This is a genomic window from Gordonia sp. GN26 (assembly GCF_054823965.1).
Genome location: NZ_JSYC01000089.1, coordinates 1 through 20876 on the forward strand (window position 1 = coordinate 1; position 20876 = coordinate 20876).

20 protein-coding genes are annotated in these 20876 nt (G+C 67.8%); 2 read left to right on the plus strand and 18 right to left on the minus strand.

The window, feature by feature from the left end:
* The first annotated feature begins 270 nt into the window (after positions 1-270).
* On the plus strand, positions 271-1128 hold the full coding sequence (mftM, locus tag OK17_RS17195; RefSeq protein ID WP_461418166.1) for a mycofactocin oligosaccharide methyltransferase MftM: 858 nt from the start codon (positions 271-273) through the stop codon (positions 1126-1128).
* Between the two features lie 9 nt (positions 1129-1137).
* Here the strand turns inward: mftM and OK17_RS17200 are convergent, their stop codons facing one another.
* From OK17_RS17200 to murA, 7 genes are all read right to left on the minus strand, one after another.
* Positions 1138-1824 (minus strand): MadR family response regulator transcription factor, encoded by a 687-nt coding sequence (locus OK17_RS17200; RefSeq protein WP_461418167.1) that lies wholly within the window; start codon positions 1822-1824, stop codon positions 1138-1140.
* Positions 1821-3185 carry a MadS family sensor histidine kinase gene (locus OK17_RS17205; protein WP_461418168.1) on the minus strand — a complete coding sequence of 455 codons (1365 nt, stop codon included), beginning with the start codon at positions 3183-3185 and terminating at the stop codon, positions 1821-1823. The genes OK17_RS17200 and OK17_RS17205 overlap by 4 nt, the downstream gene beginning before the upstream one ends.
* Positions 3185-4360 carry an iron-containing alcohol dehydrogenase gene (locus OK17_RS17210; protein ID WP_461418169.1) on the minus strand — a complete coding sequence of 392 codons (1176 nt, stop codon included), beginning with the start codon at positions 4358-4360 and terminating at the stop codon, positions 3185-3187. Before OK17_RS17210 ends, OK17_RS17205 begins: the two co-directional genes overlap by 1 nt.
* A gap of 69 nt (positions 4361-4429) precedes the next feature.
* On the minus strand, positions 4430-5974 hold the full coding sequence (gene madC / locus OK17_RS17215) for a MadC family VWA domain-containing protein (RefSeq protein WP_461418170.1): 1545 nt from the start codon (positions 5972-5974) through the stop codon (positions 4430-4432).
* Positions 5971-7062 (minus strand): MadB family AAA-type ATPase, encoded by a 1092-nt coding sequence (locus tag OK17_RS17220; protein ID WP_461418171.1) that lies wholly within the window; start codon positions 7060-7062, stop codon positions 5971-5973. Before OK17_RS17220 ends, madC begins: the two co-directional genes overlap by 4 nt.
* Positions 7063-7189: 127 nt before the next feature.
* Complete coding sequence (gene mdo, locus OK17_RS17225; protein WP_006865796.1) at positions 7190-8461, minus strand: NDMA-dependent methanol dehydrogenase; 1272 nt, start codon at positions 8459-8461, stop codon at positions 7190-7192.
* A gap of 152 nt (positions 8462-8613) precedes the next feature.
* Entirely contained in the window at positions 8614-9870 is a 1257-nt protein-coding gene (gene murA / locus OK17_RS17230; protein WP_232718954.1) for a UDP-N-acetylglucosamine 1-carboxyvinyltransferase, read from the minus strand.
* Between the two features lie 56 nt (positions 9871-9926).
* Here murA and OK17_RS17235 point away from each other — a divergent pair, with 56 nt between their 5' ends.
* A complete protein-coding gene (locus tag OK17_RS17235; protein WP_232718956.1) occupies positions 9927-10541 on the plus strand; it encodes a cob(I)yrinic acid a,c-diamide adenosyltransferase in 615 nt (204 codons plus the stop codon).
* 53 nt (positions 10542-10594) lie between these two features.
* On the opposite strand, the gene OK17_RS17240 is transcribed toward OK17_RS17235, so the two are convergent.
* The 11 genes from OK17_RS17240 to OK17_RS17290 all read right to left on the minus strand — a co-directional run bounded on the left by OK17_RS17240 (position 10595) and on the right by OK17_RS17290 (position 20858).
* The gene (locus OK17_RS17240) at positions 10595-11083 is read right to left on the minus strand and encodes a DUF2550 domain-containing protein (protein ID WP_232718957.1); all 489 of its coding nucleotides are present in this window, start codon (positions 11081-11083) and stop codon (positions 10595-10597) included.
* Between the two features lie 203 nt (positions 11084-11286).
* Positions 11287-11667, minus strand: coding sequence for a F0F1 ATP synthase subunit epsilon (locus OK17_RS17245; RefSeq protein ID WP_005194830.1), 381 nt, complete (start codon positions 11665-11667; stop codon positions 11287-11289).
* A 9-nt stretch (positions 11668-11676) separates the two neighbouring features.
* Positions 11677-13125, minus strand: a complete 1449-nt coding sequence (atpD, locus tag OK17_RS17250; RefSeq protein ID WP_006437298.1) for a F0F1 ATP synthase subunit beta — start codon at positions 13123-13125, stop codon at positions 11677-11679.
* Between the two features lie 67 nt (positions 13126-13192).
* Complete coding sequence (locus OK17_RS17255) at positions 13193-14116, minus strand: F0F1 ATP synthase subunit gamma (protein WP_232718960.1); 924 nt, start codon at positions 14114-14116, stop codon at positions 13193-13195.
* Between the two features lie 45 nt (positions 14117-14161).
* Entirely contained in the window at positions 14162-15790 is a 1629-nt protein-coding gene (gene atpA, locus OK17_RS17260) for a F0F1 ATP synthase subunit alpha (protein ID WP_006865802.1), read from the minus strand.
* Positions 15791-15871: 81 nt separating this feature from the next.
* The gene (locus tag OK17_RS17265) at positions 15872-17296 is read right to left on the minus strand and encodes a F0F1 ATP synthase subunit B/delta (RefSeq protein WP_232718962.1); all 1425 of its coding nucleotides are present in this window, start codon (positions 17294-17296) and stop codon (positions 15872-15874) included.
* The gene (locus OK17_RS17270) at positions 17296-17784 is read right to left on the minus strand and encodes a F0F1 ATP synthase subunit B (protein ID WP_005196345.1); all 489 of its coding nucleotides are present in this window, start codon (positions 17782-17784) and stop codon (positions 17296-17298) included. Before OK17_RS17270 ends, OK17_RS17265 begins: the two co-directional genes overlap by 1 nt.
* 47 nt (positions 17785-17831) lie before the next feature.
* Positions 17832-18083 (minus strand): F0F1 ATP synthase subunit C, encoded by a 252-nt coding sequence (locus OK17_RS17275; protein WP_006360523.1) that lies wholly within the window; start codon positions 18081-18083, stop codon positions 17832-17834.
* Between the two features lie 132 nt (positions 18084-18215).
* Positions 18216-18965, minus strand: a complete 750-nt coding sequence (atpB, locus tag OK17_RS17280; protein ID WP_006865804.1) for a F0F1 ATP synthase subunit A — start codon at positions 18963-18965, stop codon at positions 18216-18218.
* Positions 18962-19375: a hypothetical protein gene (locus OK17_RS17285; protein WP_461418172.1), complete on the minus strand. Its 414-nt coding sequence runs from the start codon at positions 19373-19375 to the stop codon at positions 18962-18964. Before OK17_RS17285 ends, atpB begins: the two co-directional genes overlap by 4 nt.
* 283 nt (positions 19376-19658) lie before the next feature.
* Positions 19659-20858, minus strand: coding sequence for an MraY family glycosyltransferase (locus OK17_RS17290; RefSeq protein WP_232718964.1), 1200 nt, complete (start codon positions 20856-20858; stop codon positions 19659-19661).
* Between the last annotated feature and the right edge of the window lie 18 nt (positions 20859-20876).

Below are 20876 nucleotides of genomic sequence, written 5' to 3' on the forward strand. Positions count from 1 at the left end.
CTCTCAGGTCTTCCGGGGCGGCGCCGTGGCGCGCTGACTCGAAGAAAGTTACGCAACCGTTTCGCCAGGGTCAAATCGCCAGGTGGCCACCCGACGCGTGGACCGTCGTTGCAGGTCACGGACTGCCGGCTGGCGCCGAAACCGTCTGTCGTGCGTCCATTCTCGACGAACCGGCGGATGTGACGTGCACCGCAGAACCATCCTTTCGGACAGGTACCTGCCCCCGCTAGGTCAGTTATGCGCAGGTCAGGATGTTTCTACGGTCGATTCATGACCATCACCGATCAGTCGACGACCGTCCGGGCTGCGCTTCTCGACTCATCTGCCGTACGCGAACGCGAGCCGCGGATTCTCCGATCTGCCCTTGTTCCCAGGGGTTTCACGCGCTGCGGTCTTCTGTCGTGGCGTCGGGTGGCCGGCATCCTCCAGATCGCGCATCCCTTCGACGAGGGGACGATCTCCGACTCGGTGGTCGTCGACGGCCTGGTGTCATTGGTCGACGCTGGTGTCCTGTCGGGACAGGAACAGTTCGAATCCGCTGCGGTGGGGATCATCCGGACCTCGGCGGGCACGTCCGCCGATGCGTGGTCGGCGTTCTACGACAACTCGATCCGTGAACTCCGCTGCGGGGCTTCGGCATTCGCGCCGGTTCACCGGCGCGCACGTTCGCTCGTCACCGGTTCGTCGGTGCTCGAGGTCGGTTCGTGCTTCGGATTCCTGGCCCTGGCGTGCGCGATGGACGGGTTCGAGGTGTCGGCCTGCGACATCTCGCCGGGCGCCGTCTCCCTGCTCTCGTGCGCTTCGCGTCGACTCGGACTGCCGGTCGACGCGACCGTCGGCGACGCGACCGCCCTCCCCTATGACGACGACTCCGTGGACACGGTCTCGCTCATCCACCTGCTCGAGCATCTCGACGCGGCCGGTGTGGAGGCGGCGCTGTCGGAGGCCCTTCGGGTGGCGAGGCGACGTGTGGTCGTCGCGGTCCCGTTCGAGGAGGAGCCCAGTCCGCACTTCGGACATCGTCTCCGGCTCACCGAGGAGGACCTGCACACCTGGGCGAGCGGCGTCGGGCACTCCGGAGCCGAGGTGTTCGTCGACCACGGCGGCTGGCTGGTCCTCACCCCGTAGGACCACCGGTCAGATGAGGCCGCGCTTGCTCGCGATGTACACCGCATCGGTGCGCTTGCTGACACCGAGCTTGCGGATGATGTTGCGGATGTGGAACTTCACGGTCGATTCGGAGATGTAGAGCGTCTCCCCGATCCGCTTGTTGGACATGCCATCCGCCAGCAATCGTAAGACCTCGCGCTCGCGGTCGCTGAGTGTCTCGGTGGCCTCCGCCTCCCCCGACACCGTTCGCAACACCACCGCGGCGCTGCGCGGGTCGAACGCGCTGCCGCCGGTGGACACCGCCTGGATCGCACGCACGAGTTCGGTCGTGTCGACGTCCTTCACGACGTACCCCCGGGCTCCGGCGCGCACCGCGCGAACGACCAGGTCGTCGTCGAGGAACGTGGTGAGCACGAGTGCCGCGACCTCCGGGTGGCGCTGGGCGATGTCCTTGATCAGGCGCAGCCCCTCGTACTCGGTACCCGCGGACAGCTTGAGGTCCACGACCACGACGTCCGGTCGGCATGCGTTGACCTCGGCGAGCGCGGCGTCGTGCGAGCCGGCCTCCCCGACCACCTCGACGACCTCCTCCCGCTCCAGGAGTGAGCGCATCCCCTCCCGGAGCAGCGCATGATCGTCGACCAGCAGTGTCCGGATGGGCCTGACGTGCTTGCCCCGGCTGGGCGCGTCCCCGGCCGTCTTGTCGGTGCTCACGAGAACTCCCTGGTCGTCGTTCCGGGATCGGATGCGGTCGGCAGGATCGCGGTCAGCCGGATGCCTCCGGCCCGCGACCGGCGGATTCGAACCTCGCCGTCGAGTTCGGTCGCCCTCGAGGCCATGTTCGCCAGACCGCGATGACGTCCCGCCGCGAGGTCGCCGAGCGAAGCGGTCCGCAGCACACGCCGGAGGTGTTCGGGGTCGCCGACCCCGTCGTCGTCGACGGACAGCGACACCTGGTCCGGCGCATAGGTGAGAGTCACGGTGACCTCTGTCGCGCGTGCGTGGATCGCAGCGTTGAACAGCGCTTCCCCGGCGATCCGGAGCAGCGCGTGCTGGACGTCGTCGGTGAGGTCGCGGGAGCGGCCCCGGATGCGGACCGCGGTCGTCAGATCCGGCGGCATGTGCAGCGAGCACAGTTCGGTCAGGACCTCGTGGACGCTCGGCGACGGCACGCTCGCGGCGTTGTTGAGTGCGTAGATGAACGTCCGCAGCTGCTCGACCGCCTCCTTCGTGAGCCGGCCGGCCATCTGCAATCGCTCGAGTGCAGCCCCGTCGACGAGGTCGCGACACAGCTCGATCTGCACCCCCGCGGACAGGACCGACTGGGTCACCGAATCGTGCAGCTCGCGGGCGATCCGTGACCGTTCCTCGTTGAGGACCGTGGCGCGCATCGCGGCGGAGAGTTCACGTTGCGTGCGTTCGAGCTCGTCGTTCCGCTCGGCCAGTTCCGCAGCGTGACGGTGGGTTTCGGAGAAGAGCTCGGCGTTGAGCAGGGCGACGATCGCCTGGCTGGCCAGGATGCGCAGGACCACGACGTCGGTCGGGTCGACGACCCGGTCGGACGGCGTCCACGCAGACAGGCCGCCGACGACGTTGCCGTCGAGCTCGACCGGCACGTGCACGTGATCCTCGGACAGGATCGGGCCGTGCAGCACCGGCTCGTGGCCGCGCAGGATGTCGTTGAGTCGGTTCAGCACCTCGTCGGGCAGGCCGTCGGGCGGGGAGGCCGTCGCCGAACCCTCGAAGGCGTAGAGCCGGCCGCTCCCCGAACTGATCAGGTGACGCGGCGCGGACCGCTCGAGCCGACCGTCCGCGAGGCCGAAGACCACCCACTCGGCGCCCAGGTGATCGCGTGCGGCCTCGACCACCGCGATGACCAGCGCCTCGGGCCCCTCGGCGGTGCGCACCAGCGCCCGCGAGATCCGTTCCAGGGCACCGACCACCCGGCTCAGCCGGGCCTCGACACCGCGGTACTGGGCATAGTGACTGCCCTTGACGCTGCGGAGGCCGACGAGGCTCTCGAGGTCGGAACGGGCGGGTTCCCGCTCGGGGTCGGGCCGCGCGGCGCCGGCCATCACAGGGCCTCCGCATACAGATCGCGAATCCCGGCCGCCTGCGGTCGGCGCGGGTTGGTGGTCATGCACGAGTCCGCGAGGGCGTGCGTGGTGAGTCGGTCGAGGTCTTCGGCGCGAACCCCCAACGGCGTCAACGACTCCGGCATCCCGACCCGGGCTCCCAGTCCCCCGACCGCGTCGGCGAGACGGTCAGCGACCATGCGTGCGTTCCCGTCGGTGGACAGGCCGATCGCCCCGGCGAGGTCGACGAAGCCGTCGGCGCACACCTCCGCGTTGTAGCGGATGACGTGCGGCAACAGCACCGCGTTGATCGCTCCATGGGGTGCGTCGCAGTGCCCGCCGACCGGGTGACTCATCGCATGCGTCGCGCCGAGGATCGCATTGGTGAACGCCATCCCGGCCCGCAGCGACGCCAGCGACATCTCCTCGGCCGCGACCTTGTCCAGCGGATCGTCGACGAGCCGCTCGAGGTGGGTCCAGACTCCCCGGATCGATTCCAGCGCAAGCGAATCGGTCATCCGTCCGTGCGCGAGCGAGACATACGCCTCGACGCAGTGCGTCAGGACGTCCATGCCGACCTGGGCGGTGACCTCGGCCGGCACCGTGGTGAGCAGTTTCGGATCGCTCACCGACAGGTCCGGCACCAGCGAGCGGCCGATGATGGTGACCTTGGTGCGGCGCTGCGCGTCGTTGATGATGCAGAACTGCGAGACGTCGGCGCCGCTGCCGGCAGTGGTGGGCACCGCGACGAGCGGCGGCAGGGGCCGGTGGGCGCGATCGATGCCCTCGTACTCCAGGATGTGGCCGCCGTTGGACGCGAGCACCGCGACCCCCTTGGCGGCGTCGATGACCGATCCGCCGCCGAGCGCCACGAGCCCGTCCGCGTCGTGCGAGTTGTACGCCAGGAACGCGGCGGTGACCTCACCGGCGCGCGGGTTGGGCGAGACGTCGAGGAAGGCGGCCGCGTGCAGACCGGCATCGGCCAGCCCCGACATCAGCTGTGCATACCAGGGGGTGCCTTCCAGACCGCGGTCGCTGACCACCAGCGGGCGGCGCATCCCGAGACCAGAGGTGGCGAGCGGCACCTCACCGAAAGCGCCCGGTCCGAGCACGATCTCGGGGGCATGGAACTTGGCGACATGACCGGCGCTGCGTCGGCGCGTGCCACCCTGCATCCGTTGTCCTCCGATCACCACGGGCCGATGACTCGCTGTCCGCGACCCGCACATCCGACGCTACTCACGTCACCTCAGCGCTGCACCAAGTTCATCACAGCGCGCGAGCATCTCGGCGCCGTCCCGCACGCTGACCACCCCGCTGCAGTGCTCGGCATAGTCGGCCATCGCACAACCCGTCTGGGACCAGTACCGTGACGGCTCCGGCGTCACCCAGGCGAGCCGGTGCGCACGTCGACCGATCTCGGCGACGAGGTCGGTGCGTGCATCGAATCCGTTGCTGCGTGCGTCGCCGACGACGAGCACCGAGGTACGCGGCGTGATGAGGTCGCCGAACTCGCCCAGCAACCCGGCGAACATCTGCCCATAGTCACTCGTCGCGGCCAGGTCGAGGCCGTCGGCGGCGAGCACTGCGGCCAGCGCAGCGTCGGCGGACGCGGCCCGGAGCGCCGTGGTGACGCGCACCGGACGGTCGACGAAGGCGACGACCTCGCATCGGTCGCCGAATCGGTGCAGGGTCTGGGCGAGCCGCAGGATGAAGCCGGTGACCGGCCGGACCGACAGCGAGACGTCGACCAGGACCAGCAGTCTCACCGGGCCGGGCCGCGGACGCCGGCGCCACAGTTCGGCCGGCACCCCGTCGGTCGCCACCGCGGCGCGCATCGTGGCGCGGATGTCGAGCGTTCCGCGGTCTCCGGGACGGATCACCCGGCGCGGGGCACCGCGCATGCGCTGGACCAGCCGGTGGCACGCGCGGTCGATGTCCGCCTGCTCGGTGCGCGCGGGCGCGGACTGTCCGAGTGCGTCGCCCATGGCGATCCCGGCCGCCTCGAGGCGTTCGGTGAACGCGTCGACGAAGGCCGCGAGCGCCCGTTCGAGTTCGACGCGACGCGCGTCGTCGAGGTCGGCGTTCCCGTCGGCGCCGTAGGCGCTGCGCGGGTCGTAGGCGTCGAGCGCCGCCAGGATCGCGGCGGCGCCGGTCAGACCCAGCGGCGTGGACTCCACCCGGGCGGCGGCACCGGTCAGTTCACCCACGGTTGCCGAATCGGCGGAATCGATCTCGACGGTGTAGGTCACTCCCCCGCTCACCGAACCGCTGTCCGGGTCGACGCCGAGCTGCTCGGCGCCGGCGGAGACGGTGAAGTCGTTCTCCTCGCGATGGGCGCTCTCGCCATGACGCTCACCCGCGTCGGGATCGGGCGCCATCAGGTCGCCGATCTCCTCGGTGTGTTCGTCGGCGCCGATGCGACGGGCCGCCCCTTCGAACTCCTCGTCCCAGACGACGTCGTCGGGGAGGTCCGCGGCGGCACCCCGTGGCCTGGGCAGATCCGCCTCCCGACCGGAACCGGGGTCGGCGTCGAGGAAGAAGACGTCGAAGGCGTGCTCGAAACCCTCGGTCTCGTAACCGTATTTGACCGAGACGCTACGCAGGGCCGCGCGCAGCACGCCGAGATCGCCGCCCCCGACGATGGCCAGCGTCCGGCGGATCTCGATCACCTCCGCGGGCGACGCCGCGACCCCGGCACCGCGCAGCGCCTGCCCGAACAGGACCGCGAGCAGGTCGAGGATCTCGGCGCGGCGGACGTTCTCCTTCGGCGGCGTGAGCACGGTCATCGGCCCGCGTGGACCCCGGCGCTGCGGGCCCGGCCCGCACCGAACGCCCGCGCCGTGACCGAGCCCCGCGGCGTCGTGCCGTCGACCCCGACCTCCGCGACGGGCGTGTCGGCGGCGGCCGGCGACAGCACGCGACGAGCGAGGTCGAGGTCGGTGCCGAACTTGACCAGCAACGACAGCAACGCGGCGTCGGCCGGAGCGGGACCGGAACCGACCTCCGGGCGGGGTCCGGTGGTCTTGAGGTATGAGGCCGCCCGGGCGGCGTCGATGACCTCGGCGATCGAGGGGCTCTTGCGCAGCGGCAGGTCGCGGAGTCGGCGGGCGAGGTCGACGACCTCGCCGATGACCTCGTCCTCGATGTCGGGCGCGCGCACCGCGACTATGGCGCGCTCGGTCTCCGGGTCCGGATAGTCGACCTGGAAGTGCAGGCACCTGCGCTTGAGGGCCGGCGAGAGTTCCCGGGTGTCGTTGGAGGTCAGGATCACCCAGGGCGACGACCGCGCGGTGAACGTGCCGAGTTCGGGCACCGACACCTGGCGTTCGGCGAGCACCTCGAGCATGACCGCCTCCATCGCCTCGTCGGTGCGATCGATCTCGTCGACGAGGAGCACGGTGGGGGTGGTCGAGGTGATCGCGGCCAGCAGCGGCCGGGCCACCAGGAAGTCCTCGGTGTACACGCCGACCTCGGTACGCGCCAAGGCCGCCGAAGCCGCCGAAAGGCTTGTCTCCGCGGCCAGTTCGGCGCTGATGCGATCGCGCAGCATCTGCACGTGCAGCAGCTGGCGGGCGTAGTCCCACTCGTAGAGGGCACGCGAGTCGTCGAGTCCCTCGTAACACTGCAGGCGGATGAGTTCGCGCCCCGACGCCGCGGCCAGCGCCTTGGCCAGTTCGGTCTTGCCGACGCCGGCCGGCCCCTCCAGGAGCAGCGGGCGGTCGAGCAGCATCGCCAGGTGCACGACGACCGCCAGCTCGGGTCCGATCAGGTATCCCTGCTCGCCCAGGGCGGCGGTCAGTTCCTCTGCGGAGGCGAAACGAGCGGTCTCGTCGGCGTCCGCCAGGCGGGCCAGACCGGTGGAGGTGTGCGTCATCGGGTCGCCAGACCTTCCTTCGTCGGATCGGTGGGGTGGGACGGACCTCATGCCCCGGGAGGGATCTCCCCTCCCGGGGCACGACTCCGCCACGGGCGTCGTGGGGGGTCGACGCCCGGGGGCATGATCAGTAGCTGCCGGTGAAGGCGTGCGTGACCATGGGGATCAGCGATTCGACGGTGCTCTCGCGGGGGTTGCCCGGGGTGCACCAGTCGCCCATCATGTGCTCGGCGATGGCGCGGATCTGCTTCTCCGAGGTGTCGATACCCTCGCCGCGGCCCTCGTACTTACCGGTGTTCATCCGGTTCTTCTCGTAGCTGTTGGTCGACAGCTGTCCGAAGTTGTCGGGGATACCGAGGTCCTTCGACAGGCGGATGGCCTCCTCGACCGCGGCGTCGGCGGCCTGGACGGTGGTCATCTTCGAGGTGTCGACGCCGAGCAGCGCGGCGATCTCTGCATAACGCTCGAAGCGGGAGGGCAGGTTGTACTCCCACACGCGGGGCAGCGCGATGGCGTTGTTGAGACCGTGGTGGCTGTCGTAGAAGGCGCTCACCGCGTGGGACAGGCTGTGCACCAGGCCGAGACCGCCGGAGTTGAACGCCTGCGCCGAGATGTACTGCGCGTGCATCATTCCCGTGCGCGCCTCGAGGTTGCGCGGATCGTAGACGGCGGTCCGAAGGTGCTTGGCGATCAGTTCGATCGCGTACTTCGCGTTGCCGAGCGACGGCGCGAAGTCCAGTCGCGAGACGTACGGTTCACTGGCGTGGGCGAGGACGTCGAAGCCACAGAACGCGGTGAAATGCTCCGGACAGGGGTAGTACAGCAGCGGGTCGTCCATCGCGAGATCGACGAGACAGGTGTCGTCGAACGCGACCCACTTGTGCGGGTTGTTCATGTCCGAGGTGTCGGTGATGACATACGCCCAGGAGGTCTCCGAGCCGGTGCCCGCGGTGGTCGAGACCGCGATGTGCTTCGGGTTCTCCTTGTTGGTGGCCTTGGAGAAGCCCTCGAACTCGTTGATGTTTCGGCCGTCGTGCGCGATCACCATGCGGGCGCCCTTGGCGGCGTCGTGGCTGGAACCACCGCCGACCGAGATGATGCCGTCGCACTTCTCCGACTGGTACAGCGCGGCGGCGTCCATGACGTTGTAGTCCTTGGGATTGGACTCCACCTGGTCGAAGAGGACCACGTCGACACCCTGGTACTCGATCTTGCCGATCAGTTCCTCGATGATGCCCGAACCACGGAGACCGGTGGTCATCAGCAGGGCACGGGTCATGCCCAGTTCCTTGGCCTCGACACCGAGCATGTCGTGCGCACCGACGCCCAGCTTCGCCTTCGGGAACGGGTGGAACTCCTTGATCGGGAAGTCCCAGATCTGGTTCAGCTCAATGGCCATGGGGGTGAACTCCTTGTGACGGTTGGGTCTGTCACAACGAGAATGTCGCTCAGATCACAACGGCCACAAGGGGTCCTGACCCTTGGCGGGCAGGGTCGGTCCAACGGGACGGGGGTACCACCTGTCCGATCGGACAGGTCGGCACACGCGAATCAGTCGGAGACGCGCTCGATCTCGCCGCCGAGGCTGCGGAGGATCTCCACGAAGTGCGGGTAACCGCGGTCGATGTGTTCGACGTCGTGCACCTCGGTCACGCCGTCGGCGACGAGGCCCGCGAGGACCAGGCCGGCGCCGGCGCGGATGTCCGAACACCAGACGGGTGCGCTCGAGAGCTTCTCGATGCCGCGGATCACCGCATGGTGTCCGTCGGTGCGTGCGTCTGCCCCGAGGCGCACCATCTCCTCGACGAAGCGGAACCTCGCCTCGAAGACGTTCTCGGTGATGACGGACATGCCCTCGGAGATGGCGGCGAGGCCGATGGCCATCGGCTGAAGGTCGGTGGGGAAACCGGGGAACGGCAGCGTCGAGACGTTGACCGCGACCGGCCGACTGTCGTGACGCACCCGGAACCCGTCGTCGAAGGTGTCGACGCGGGCACCGGTGTCGACGAGCTTGTTGAGTACGAGCTGCAGGTGTTCGGGCAGAACACCGCGGACGGTCACGTCGCCGCGCGTCATCGCGGCGGCGATGCCCCAGGTGGCGCCGACGATGCGGTCCCCCACCACGCGGTGGGTCGTGGGATGCAGGCGGTCGACGCCGTTCACGGTCAGCGTCGACGTACCGGCGCCCTCGATCTGCGCACCCATCTGCTGCAACATCACGCAGAGGTCGACGATCTCGGGCTCGCGGGCGGCGTTGTCGATGGTCGTCTGGCCCTCGGCGAGCACCGCGGCCATCAGGATGTTCTCGGTGGCACCCACCGACGGGAACTCGAGCGCGATGGGCGCGCCGACGAGCGCGTCGGCCTCGGCGACCACGCAACCGTGCTCGATGGAGCTGGTCGCACCGAGGGCGCGCAGACCCGCCTGATGCATGTCGAGGGGCCGCGACCCGATCGCGTCACCACCCGGAAGCGCCACGACGGCTCGATGGCACCGGGCCATCAGCGGACCGAGGACGCACACCGAGGCACGGAACTGCCGAACAGCTGCGAAATCGGCGTGGAACTTCGGTTCGGCCGGGGACGTGATCGACACGGTGTCGCCGTCCATCTCGACGACAGCACCGAGACCTCGCAGGACGTCGGCCATCAGCGGCACGTCGGCGATCTCCGGTGCGTTCGTCAGCACCGTCGTCCCCTCGGCCAGCAATGCCGCCGCCATCAGCTTCAGCACGCTGTTCTTGGCGCCACCCACCGACACCTCACCGGACAGACGTGCCCCGCCCGTCACCAGAAACCGATCGCTCACGCATGCCACCTTATCCGCCGCCGTCCGGCACTCATCGCACGCAGTACATTCAACGCATGGCCGTTCATCTGACGAGGATCTACACCCGCACCGGCGACGACGGTTCGACCGGTTTGAGCGACTTCTCGCGCGTCCCCAAGACGGATCCGCGCGTGGTCGCCTATGCCGACTGTGACGAAGCGAACGCCGCGATCGGCGCGGCACTGGCTCTCGGCGGTGACGTACCCGCCGACATCGCCGCGGTGCTGTCCACGGTGCAGAACGACCTGTTCGACGCCGGCGCCGACCTGTCGTCGCCCATCGTGGAGAACCCGAAGTACCCGCCGCTGCGGATCGCCCAGGAGTACATCGACGCCCTCGAGGGCTGGTGTGACGACTTCGGCGCCGATCTGCCGCCGCTGGACTCGTTCATCCTCCCCGGCGGCACCCCGTTGGCGGCCCTCCTGCACCAGGCGCGCACCGTGACCCGTCGTGCGGAGCGTTCGGCCTGGGCCGCGGTGGCGGCACACCCGGACACCACCAGCGTGTTGCCGGCGAAGTACCTCAACCGACTGTCGGACCTGTTGTTCATCCTGTCGCGGGTGGCCAACCGGGCACCCGACGGCACGCTCGGCGACGTGAAGTGGGTTCCGGGCGGCAACCGGCAACGTCCGGAATCATCCGACAGCTGAGAACTGGGCGCCGAAAGACGCGAATACCGGCGCGATCCCGCCGACCGGCGGGATCAGGCGCTCTTACGCCGCTGTGACCGTGCGGACTGCCGCGACTCCAGCCAGGACTGGAACGCGGTGACCGCGCCCGGGCCCATGGCGAGCTCGTAGCCGTCCTTGACCTTGCCGTCGGTGCCCGCACCATCGGAACCCTTGCCGATGGTGGGGGTCTTGCCGGTGGTCTGTACCTGGAGGATCAGCATGCCCTCGAGGATCTCCGTCTCGGTGCCCTCGGGACGGCGACGGCCGGCGATCTCGATGCCCTGACGGGCGAAAGTGACGTTCGGGCCCGGACGCAGCGATGCCAGCCGGTAGTAGCGCAGTGAATTGTCGCTGTAGTGCACCGTGCCGTGTCGCCAGCCGTGATCGACCTCCGCCGGGATGGTGCGCAGCAGGATCGGGGTGCCCACGCGTCGGAGCTGGGCCAGACGCACCGCCAGCAACACACAGACGATGACGGCAACCGCCAGCAGCACACTGAGCAACACGACCAGCAGCGTCATCACCTACTCCTCTGTGCAATCACCGCATACGTCCGATCCGCCGTCGAAATCCTGATCGAGGATGGACGGCATGACCGGCAAGCGGGACAAGGGCTGTGGATCCAGCATGCCAGATCACGCACATCGGACGCGAAACGACCTCGGCCGGTCACCGGACGTGAGTCCGATGACCGGCCGAGGCGACCGTCGCGCGAGCGAGGGTGTTACTTCGAAAGGTGCTGTGCCGCAGTCAAACGCGCGTGAGCACGGTGATACTCCGGGGAGTCCGGCTCAGCCTGCTCGAGTGCGGTCTTCTCCGCGTTGATGTCGACGTCGTCGGCCCAGTCGGCCGACTCCGCGAGCACCGTGACGGCCTCGCCGGTGACGGACAGGAATCCGCCTTCGACCGCGGCCGCGCGGCGATTGCCGTTCTCCTCGACGATCACCACGAAACCACCCGGGACCAGCTGGCCCAGGAGCGGCTCGTGGTTGGCCAGGATGCCCAGCTCGCCGACCGTGGTCTGCGCGATCAGGAACGTGGCCTCGCCCGAGTACAGGCTCGAATCCGCGGAGACAACCTCCACGTGGAAGGACTTCTCAGCCATGGATTACCGCTACTTTCCGGCGATCTTGGCGGCGGCGGCCTCCACGTCGTCGAGTCCACCGCAGCTGTTGAACGCCTGCTCGGGCAGGTGGTCGAACTCGCCCTTGGCGACACGGTCGAATGCCTCGATGGTGTCCGCGAGCGGGACGACCGAGCCCTTCTGACCGGTGAACTTCTCGGCGACGAGGAAGTTCTGGCCGAGGAACTTCTGGATACGGCGAGCACGCTGCACCGTGACCTTGTCCTCTTCGGAGAGCTCGTCCATACCGAGGATGGCGATGATGTCCTGCAGCTCCTTGTACTTCTGCAGGATGCGCTTGACCTCGTTGGCGACGCGGAAGTGCTCGTCGCCCACGATCGAGGCCTCGAGGATGCGCGAGGTCGACGTCAGCGGGTCCACGGCGGGGTAGATACCCAGCTGCGAGATCGGACGCGAGAGCTCGGTGGTCGCATCGAGGTGCGCGAAGGTGGTCGCCGGCGCCGGGTCGGTGTAGTCGTCGGCGGGGACGTAGATCGCCTGCAGCGAGGTGATCGAGCGGCCCTTGGTCGAGGTGATGCGCTCCTGGAGCTCGCCCATCTCGTCGGCCAGGGTCGGCTGGTAGCCCACCGCGGACGGCATACGGCCGAGGAGGGTCGAGACCTCCGAGCCGGCCTGCGTGAAGCGGAAGATGTTGTCGATGAACAGCAGCACGTCCTGGTGCTTCACATCGCGGAAGTACTCCGCCATGGTCAGCGCCGACAGAGCCACGCGCATACGCGTGCCCGGCGGCTCGTCCATCTGACCGAACACCAAGGCGGTGTCCTGGAGAACGCCCATCTCCTCCATCTCGAGGTGGAGGTCGGTGCCCTCACGGGTGCGCTCGCCGACACCGGCGAACACCGAGGTGCCGGAGAACTCGCGCGCGATACGCGTGATCATCTCCTGGATGAGGACGGTCTTGCCGACGCCCGCACCACCGAACAGACCGATCTTGCCGCCCTTGACGTACGGGGTCAGCAGGTCGATGACCTTGATGCCGGTCTCGAGGATCTCGGTCTTGCCCTCGAGCTCGTCGAAGGCCGGGGGCTTGCGGTGGATGCTCCACTGCTCGCCGTCGCGACCCAGGCCGGGGCTGTCGAGGCAGTCGCCGAGGGCGTTGAAGACGTGGCCCTTCACGACGTCGCCGACCGGCACGACGATCGACTTGCCGGTGTCGGAGACCGACGCACCGCGGACGAGGCCGTCGGTGGGCTGCATCGAGATGGTGCGCACCAGGTTGTCACCGAGGTGCTGCGCGACCTCGAGGGTCAGGGTCTTGGCAACCGAGGAGAGGGTGACCTCGGCGTGCAGGGCGTTGAACAGCTCAGGGATCGAGCCCCGGGGGAACTCGACGTCGACCACGGGGCCGATGATGCGGACGACCCGCCCGTCGGCGGAACCCGCCGACTGCGCGGAGGGGGTTTCTACTGCTGCGGTCATGGTGCTTGGGTCACTTCCTCTTGATCGAAGTATTGGTTCTCGTCGTCAGGACTCGGGGGCGCTGCGGCTAGTTGGCCAGTGCGCTCGAACCACCGACGATCTCGCTGATTTCCTGGGTGATCTGGGCCTGGCGGAGCTGGTTGGCCTCGCGTGAATACGTCTTGGCCAATTCCTCGGCGTTGTCGGTCGCCGCCTTCATGGCGGTGCGTCGAGCCGCCGACTCCGATGCGGCCGAATCCAGCAGTGCCGCGTACACCCGCGTTGCCACGTACTTCGGCAGCAGCGCGTCGAGCAGGGCATCCGCACCCGGCTCGAACGTGTAGTTCCGAGACGGGGTGTCGTCGGACGACTCGTCGTCCTCGGACACGACCAGCGGCGCCACCCGGCGGACCTCCGGTACCTGCGACAGCATCGACTGGAACCGGGTGTAGACCAGGTGCAGTTCGTCGACGCCCTCGAGGACGCCGTCGCCACCCGGACGCTCGACGTCGGTGCCCGACCCGGCCACGAACAGATCCACCAGGAACTGTGTCGGCTCGGCGGCGTCCATGTACTTCGGCGCCTCCGAGAAGCCCGTCCACGAGTCCGAGACGGTCAGGCCGCGGAAGTTGAAGAACCCCACACCCTTTCGACCCATCACGAAGAGCACGGGTTCCTTGCCCTCCTCGCGCAGCAGCGCGATGAGTTCACGGGTCGCCTTGAGCACGTTGGCGTTGTAGCCACCGCACATGCCGCGGTCGCTGGTGACCACCAGGATCGCCGCGCGCTTGGGATTCTCGCGCTCGTTCAGCAGCGGGTTGTCCAGGTAGCCCGAGTTGCTCGCGAGCTCGGAGAGCACCGTCGTCATCTCTTCCGAGTACGGCTTCGCCGCCGCGACGCGACCCTGGGCCTTCGTGATACGCGAGGTCGCGATCAGCTCCTGAGCCTTGGTGATCTTCTTGGTCGACTGGACCGACCGGATGCGTGAGCGCAGCTCACGAATGCTGGCCATGAGCCCTCACCCCTTCCTTATCGCAATGTCCGTTGACGTCTGAGATCACTTGCGGATCTTGATCTCTTCGTTCTCGACGTTCTCGGCATCCATTGCCTGCGCCTCGGCCTCGTTGACCACGCGACGGCCGTCGTGGGTGAGGTAGCCGTTCTTGAACTTGTTGGTCTCGGCGACGAGGGCCTCGGCCTGGTCGTCGGCGAGCGCCTTGCCGCCGGCGATCGAGTCGTAGACACCCTTCGCGTTGTGGTGCAGGTGGCTCAGCAGCTGGGTCTCGAAGTTGCGCACGTCGTCGACCGGGACCGAGTCGTAGTGGCCCTCACCGCAGAGGTAGATCGAGACGATCTGGTCCTCGACCGAGAACGGGCTGTACTGGTCCTGCTTGAGCATCTCGACCCAGCGTGCGCCGCGCTCGAGCTGCGCCTTCGACGCATCGTCGAGGTCGGAGGCGAAGGCCGAGAAGGCTTCCAGCTCGCGGAACTGGGCCAGCTCCAGACGCAGCGAACCCGAGACCTTCTTGAGGCCCTTGGTCTGTGCGGCACCACCGACGCGGGACACCGAGGTACCGACGTTGATGGCCGGGCGGACACCCTTGTTGAAGAGGTCCGACTCGAGGAAGACCTGGCCGTCGGTGATCGAGATGACGTTGGTCGGGATGAACGCCGAGACGTCGTTGGCCTTGGTCTCGATGATCGGCAGACCGGTCATCGAACCACCGCCGAGCTCGTCGGAGAGCTTTGCACAACGCTCCAGGAGGCGCGAGTGCAAGTAGAAGACGTCACCGGGGTATGCCTCGCGGCCCGGCGGACGACGCAGCAGCAGCGAGATGGCGCGGTAGGCCTCGGCCTGCTTGGTCAGGTCGTCGAACACGATGAGGACGTGCTTGCCCTGGTACATCCAGTGCTGGCCGATGGCCGAACCGGTGTAGGGGGCGAGCCACTTGAAGCCGGCCGAGTCAGAAGCCGGGGCGGCGACGATGGTGGTGTACTCCATCGCGCCGGCCTCTTCGAGAGCGGACTTGACGCCGGCGATGGTCGAACCCTTCTGACCGATCGCGACGTAGATGCAGCGGACCTGCTTGGTGGGGTCGCCGGTCTCCCAGTTCGCCTTCTGGTTCAGGATGGCGTCGATGCAGACGGCGGTCTTGCCGGTCTTGCGGTCGCCGATGACGAGCTGACGCTGTCCGCGGCCGATGGCGGTCATGGCGTCGATGGCCTTGATGCCGGTGGCGAGGGACTCCTCGACGGGCTGGCGCTCGAGCACCGACGCGGCCTGCAGCTCCAGGACGCGCTGCTCTTCGGCTTCGATGTCGCCCTGACCGTCGATCGGGGCGCCGAGGGGATCGACCACGCGGCCGAGGAAGGCGTCGCCGACGGGCACGGAGAGCACGTTGCCGGTACGGCTGACCTGCTGGCCTTCTTCCAGGGACTCGTAGTCACCCAGGATGACGGCGCCGATCTCGTCCTCGTCGAGGTTCAGCGCGACGCCGAGGACGCCGCCGGGGAACTCGAGGAGCTCGTTGGCCATTGCGCTGGGCAGTCCGCTGACGTGAGCGATACCGTCCGACGTATCGGTGATGATGCCGACCTCGTCACGCGACGCTTCGGCTTCGAACGACGAGACGTACTGCTCGATCGCTCCCTTAATCTCGTCTGGTGAGATCGTCAACTCCGCCATGGGTTCTCGTCTTTCCTTGATTAGCTCTGAGGCTTTAGGGCTCGGGCTTGGGGTGTTCAGGTGGTCAGGGGTCGAGCTGCGTCAGCGCGGCAGGGTCTCGGCTGCCTTCGCGAGGCGCGTGGCGACATCGGCGTCGATGACCTCGTCGCCGACGCTGATCCGCAGGCCGCCCAGCAGTTCGGGCTGGACCTCGGTCTGCACCGAGATGGTGCGGCCGTAGATCCCGCCGAGGACGGTCGCGAGGCGCTCGACCTGTGCATCGGCCAGCTTGGAGGCCGACACGACGTGGGCGACCGATTCGCCGCGTCGGGCGGCGGCCAGCTCGGCGAGCTGATCGACGGCGACATCGGCGGCCTGACCGTTCAGCAGGCGGACGGTCGAGGACAGCAGCGTCCAGGTGTGGCCACTGACCTTGTCCCCCACCAGCTTCTGCAGGAGGTCGACGCGCTTGTCGGCGTCCTTGCTGTGATCGGAGAGCAGCGACGCGAGCTGCGGGTTGGCCTCCAGGATCCGGCTGACGCGGAACAGCTCGTCCTCGACCTGCTCGATGACCCCGTCACGCTCGGCGGCGGTCAGCACGATCAGCGAGTTCTGACGACGCAGGGCGGCGATGAAGTCGCCCGACGACGACCAGCGCTGAGTCGAGGCGGTCGCGAGGACCTCCACGACCACCGGGGCCACCTTGCCGTCGAACAGGGTGTGCACCAGCGAGTTCTTGCCGGCGGCGTTCTCGTCGTCCTCGACCAGGCGCTTGCGCAGCACCGGGTTCTCGCCGAGGAAGTTGATGGCCGCGGTCAGGTCACCCGACGCCGCGGAGAGAGCCGCACCGTCGAGGTCGCCCGCAGCCGAGTCGAACTTGTCCGACACGGCGAGAGCGGCGTCGCGGCTCGCGGCACGCATGGCGTGCAGACCGACGAGCTTGGCGCTCGACGGAATGGCCGACGACGATCCCGACGACATCTCCTCGAGCTCGTCAATGACCCGGTCGACGCTGGCGGCCTGGGCCGAGTCGTCGGCGAGGTGGTTGCGCACGAGTTCGCCGGCCTTGTCGACCGCGGCGAGGCCGAGGTCGGTACGAAGCTGACGGACCAGGTTCGCCCGCACCAGCGCGACCTGGTTGCGGCCGTGCTCGGAGATGCGCTTGACCTCGTGATCGGCCTGGGCGCGGATGTCGGAGGTGATCGCCTCGGCGTCTGCCGCGGCGTCCTTCTTCATCTGCTCTGCCTCGGCCTTGGCCTCGGCGACGGCCTTTTCACGGGCCTTCTGGCCTTCGGCGACCCGCTTCTTGGCGGCTTCGGCCTCGGCGAGTTGGGTGCGCACCGTCTCCTGACGATCACGCATCATCTTCTGCACCGGCGGGCGGACGTACTTCCACAGCAGGAAGATGATGACCGCGAAGCCGAAGAGCTGAGCGATGAAGATCGCAGGGTCGAACGCAGCACCGATGTCGTGGAGCCAGGTGCCGATGGGGCCCTGGTCGGATTCGGTCTCAGTGTTGGCAGCCATCAGTTCACCGCTCCGCTCGTCGATCGGGTGTCGGAAAGAGTGGCCGAGTCGACACCGAGCACACGCGCCGCGAGGGTCTTGGCGAGTGTGTCCACATCAGCTGCAGCCGTCGATGCCGCCTGCTCACCCTGAGCCGCCAGCTCGGAGCTGGTCGACTGCAGGGCAGCGTCGGCCTCGGCGGTCGCTCGCTGCTTCATCTCGTTCAGCTGTTCACGGCCCTGTGCGCGAGCTTCGTCGCGCTTGGCGGTGGCCTCACCGCGCGCTTCCTTGAGGAGCGAACGGAACTGCACGTCCGCATCCTCGAATTCGGCGGCGGCAGTCCGATTGTCCTCCGCGGTGCGGTGGATCATCTCGTCCCGCTCCTCGAGGACCTGCTGAATCGGCGGAACCACGAACTTGCGGATGACCAGCAGCAAAATCACGAAGATGAGCAGGACAACGAAGAACGTTCCATTCGGAAGCAGGAAGTTCTCTGCAGCAAGCGTCATTGTGGTGAGGTGTCGTTTCTACTCGGCGACAAAAGGGAGAGCGGTGATCAGCCGGCGCTGATCGGGGTGGCGAACACGAAGAGCGCCATGAAGGCCAGGTTGATGAAGTAAGCGGCCTCAACCAGACCAACGGTGATGAAGAACGGGGTGAACAGACGACCCTGAGCCTCCGGCTGGCGAGCGATACCGGCGATGAGCTGGCTACCGGCCAGGCCGTTACCGATACCGGCACCAACGGCGCCACCGGCCATGATCAGGCCGCCACCGATGAGTGCGCCGAGGCCAATGTAAGGATCCATTGTGATATTTCCCTTTCGGTTGCTGACAACTGGTGTGTCAGGTCTGTGGCTGCGACGACAGGCGCCGACGCAGGTCGGTCATGTGCGGTTGTGGTCGCGGCGTCTCCGCCGCGAGGTGCCCTGGACGGGCGGTCAGTGATCCTCGGTCTCCATCGACTGCGAGAAGTAGAGGATCGTCAGCAGCGCGAAGATGAACGCCTGGATCAGGCCGACGAACAGCTCGAAGGACTTCCAGATCGCGTTGGGCGCCCACATGATGTACGGCGGGAACAGGGCGATCAGGGCGACCATCATGCTGCCGGCGAACACGTTGCCGAAGAGTCGCAGCGAGAGCGAGATCGGCTTGGTGAACTCCTCGATCACGTTGATCGGCGCGAGGAAGGCGACGTGGCCCTTCACGATGCGAGCCGGGTGACCCAGCAGGCCGCGGGCCCGGAAGCCGGCGATCTGGTACCAGACGAAGACGAAGAGGGCGAGCGCGTAGGCGAAGTTCACGTCCGCGGCCGGCGGCTTGAGGATCTCGTGGTGACCCACCTGGACCGGCAGAACCGACAGCCAGTTGGAGATCAGGATGAAGGTGAACAGCGAGACCGCGAGCGGGAGGACGTACGGAGCGACCTTCATGCCGATCGCGCTCTCGACCTGTCCGCGCATCTGGATGGTGACGGCTTCCCAGAAGAGCTGCACACCGGACGGGACGCCGGTCGAGGTGACCTTGGACTTCAGGTAGAAGGCCAGCGCGAGCATGATCAACGCCGCGAGCGCCGTCGCGATGATGGTTTCCAGATTGAAGGTCAGTCCGAAGAGCTCGAACTTGGTGTAATGACCCACCTGAATGGCTGGTTCGCCATCCTCTGCGGCTAGGTAGAAGGCGGTCGTCATGGTTGGCTACGAAGTCCTTTCATCACCGGAATGACCGTGTTCAGCACCAAGACCACCTGGCCGATGGCGAGTCCGAACATCGCGCCCAACCCGTCGGGTTGGACCAGAAACGCCGCCAGCAGAGCGAGCACCGTGATGGCACCGAGTCGCAAGGCGGAGTTGAGAGCAAGAGCGGTTTTACGGGGGTTCAACTCGGCGGTGACCGTGTCGACGGCACGCTTCACGAGCAGTGCGTTGACCAGGATTCCCGCGACTCCGAGCAGGAAGAACACTGCGAAGAGGGGATGACCGACGAGGATCGAGACCACCGCGACCACAAGCGTCACGCCGCCGGCGATGAGTGCCGGACGACGCAGACCGGTGGGCGCCTGCGGATAGACGGGGGCTGAATCAGGGGCAGAAGTCTCCATGTCCCTCTCCTCAGCTCGTTGAATCCATACCGACGGCACGGGGCACCCGCGTGCGTGCAGCAGCCAGTGGCCGCCATGCAACAGCTCGCGTTTGGTGTGACCCTACCAACACCACCCCGAAGGTCTTACCGGGGGGTATGAGTCGAGGCTCGCGAGAACCGCCGGCGAGATCCGTCGGCGCCCGGGCCACAACTACTACGGCCGATAGTACACGAGGTTTACCGTGCCCTTACCAAGGGTGCGCTCGGTCGGAACCGGACACTACCGGACACACCCGTGGACCTCAGCGGAAGGCTTTTGTCGACGTCCGGAGCTCGGCGAACCTGCGCTGCAGTCGTGGCGCCATGGTGACCAGCAGGGCCACCACCAGTCCCCCGCCGAACATCGGCGCGACCACCGACAGCGGGAACAGGGTGCTCGCCGCGGCGGAGAAGGCCAGGACACCGACCCAGAGGTAGATGATCAGCGCGACGCGACGCTGGGAATGGCCGAGTTCGAGCAGCCGGTGGTGCAGGTGCATCTTGTCGGGGGTGTAGAAGCCGACTCCGGCGCGGGTCCGGCGGATGACCGCGAGCAGCATGTCGAGCATCGGGATGAAGACCACGGCCGCGACGAGGATCAGCGGTGACAGCAGGGTGAAGATGTCGGCCGGGCCGTAGGCGTTGACCGCGATACGGCCGGATGCACTCGTCGAGGCGGCCGCCAGCATGAGCCCGATCAGCATCGCCCCGGAGTCGCCCATGAAGATCCGGGCCGGCGAGAAGTTGTGCGGCAGGAAGCCGAGGCAGGCCCCCGCGAGTGCGACGGCGATGAGCGCCGGCGGGTAGTAGCTGACGTCGCCGCCCTGATCTCGGAGCAGGCCGAGGGAGAACATGCAGATCGCCGACGCGGCGATGAGTCCCAGACCGGCGGCGAGACCGTCGAGACCGTCGACGAAGTTGATGGCGTTGATGGTCGCCACCGTGACGGCCACGGTGAGGAGGCCCGCCTGGAGCGGATCGAGCACGATGGTCCCGATGTCGGCGAACGGCACCGGCACCTGGATCCAGGAGATGCCCAGGAGCACGAGCACCCCGGCGGCGGTGAGCTGGCCGACGAACTTCGTCAGCGCGTCGAGGCCCCACCGGTCGTCGACGACGCCGACCAGGACGATCACCGTGCCCGCCGTGATCACCGCGGTCATGTCGGTGGTGTAGGCGAACAGACGGTTGAGTGCGGGCAGGTTGGCGGCGAGGGCGATACCGGCCACCACCCCACCGAACATGCCGAGACCACCGAGTCGCGGGGTCGGGATCACGTGGACGTCGCGCACGCGCGGCACGGCGACCGCGCCGGCCTTGATCGCGAACACCCGCACCGCCGAGGTCAGCAGATACGTCATCGCGGCGGCGGTCAGGCCGACGAGCAGCAACTCGCGCAGCGGGACACCGGCCCCTCCCCCGTCGGTCGCGGCCGCGAGCACCACCGGGGCGGCGTCGATCATCGGCTCACCACTGCAGCC

What these genes read in the sequence shown, in the direction of transcription:
- OK17_RS17220 (WP_461418171.1), bottom strand. Translation starts at nt 7,062, where the DNA reads ATGACGCACACCTCCACCGGTCTGGCCCGCCTGGCGGACGCCGACGAG.
- OK17_RS17240 (WP_232718957.1), bottom strand. Translation starts at nt 11,083, where the DNA reads ATGACGCTGCTGGTCGTGTTGCTCAGTGTGCTGCTGGCGGTTGCCGTC.
- OK17_RS17285 (WP_461418172.1), bottom strand. Translation starts at nt 19,375, where the DNA reads ATGGAGACTTCTGCCCCTGATTCAGCCCCCGTCTATCCGCAGGCGCCC.
- OK17_RS17255 (WP_232718960.1), bottom strand. Translation starts at nt 14,116, where the DNA reads ATGGCCAGCATTCGTGAGCTGCGCTCACGCATCCGGTCGGTCCAGTCG.
- OK17_RS17210 (WP_461418169.1), bottom strand. Translation starts at nt 4,360, where the DNA reads ATGCAGGGTGGCACGCGCCGACGCAGCGCCGGTCATGTCGCCAAGTTC.
- atpD (WP_006437298.1), bottom strand. Translation starts at nt 13,125, where the DNA reads ATGACCGCAGCAGTAGAAACCCCCTCCGCGCAGTCGGCGGGTTCCGCC.
- atpA (WP_006865802.1), bottom strand. Translation starts at nt 15,790, where the DNA reads ATGGCGGAGTTGACGATCTCACCAGACGAGATTAAGGGAGCGATCGAG.
- madC (WP_461418170.1), bottom strand. Translation starts at nt 5,974, where the DNA reads ATGACCGTGCTCACGCCGCCGAAGGAGAACGTCCGCCGCGCCGAGATC.
- atpB (WP_006865804.1), bottom strand. Translation starts at nt 18,965, where the DNA reads ATGACGACCGCCTTCTACCTAGCCGCAGAGGATGGCGAACCAGCCATT.
- OK17_RS17205 (WP_461418168.1), bottom strand. Translation starts at nt 3,185, where the DNA reads ATGGCCGGCGCCGCGCGGCCCGACCCCGAGCGGGAACCCGCCCGTTCC.
- OK17_RS17275 (WP_006360523.1), bottom strand. Translation starts at nt 18,083, where the DNA reads ATGGATCCTTACATTGGCCTCGGCGCACTCATCGGTGGCGGCCTGATC.
- OK17_RS17270 (WP_005196345.1), bottom strand. Translation starts at nt 17,784, where the DNA reads ATGACGCTTGCTGCAGAGAACTTCCTGCTTCCGAATGGAACGTTCTTC.
- OK17_RS17290 (WP_232718964.1), bottom strand. Translation starts at nt 20,858, where the DNA reads ATGATCGACGCCGCCCCGGTGGTGCTCGCGGCCGCGACCGACGGGGGA.
- OK17_RS17265 (WP_232718962.1), bottom strand. Translation starts at nt 17,296, where the DNA reads ATGGCTGCCAACACTGAGACCGAATCCGACCAGGGCCCCATCGGCACC.
- mdo (WP_006865796.1), bottom strand. Translation starts at nt 8,461, where the DNA reads ATGGCCATTGAGCTGAACCAGATCTGGGACTTCCCGATCAAGGAGTTC.
- mftM (WP_461418166.1), top strand. Translation starts at nt 271, where the DNA reads ATGACCATCACCGATCAGTCGACGACCGTCCGGGCTGCGCTTCTCGAC.
- OK17_RS17245 (WP_005194830.1), bottom strand. Translation starts at nt 11,667, where the DNA reads ATGGCTGAGAAGTCCTTCCACGTGGAGGTTGTCTCCGCGGATTCGAGC.
- OK17_RS17235 (WP_232718956.1), top strand. Translation starts at nt 9,927, where the DNA reads ATGGCCGTTCATCTGACGAGGATCTACACCCGCACCGGCGACGACGGT.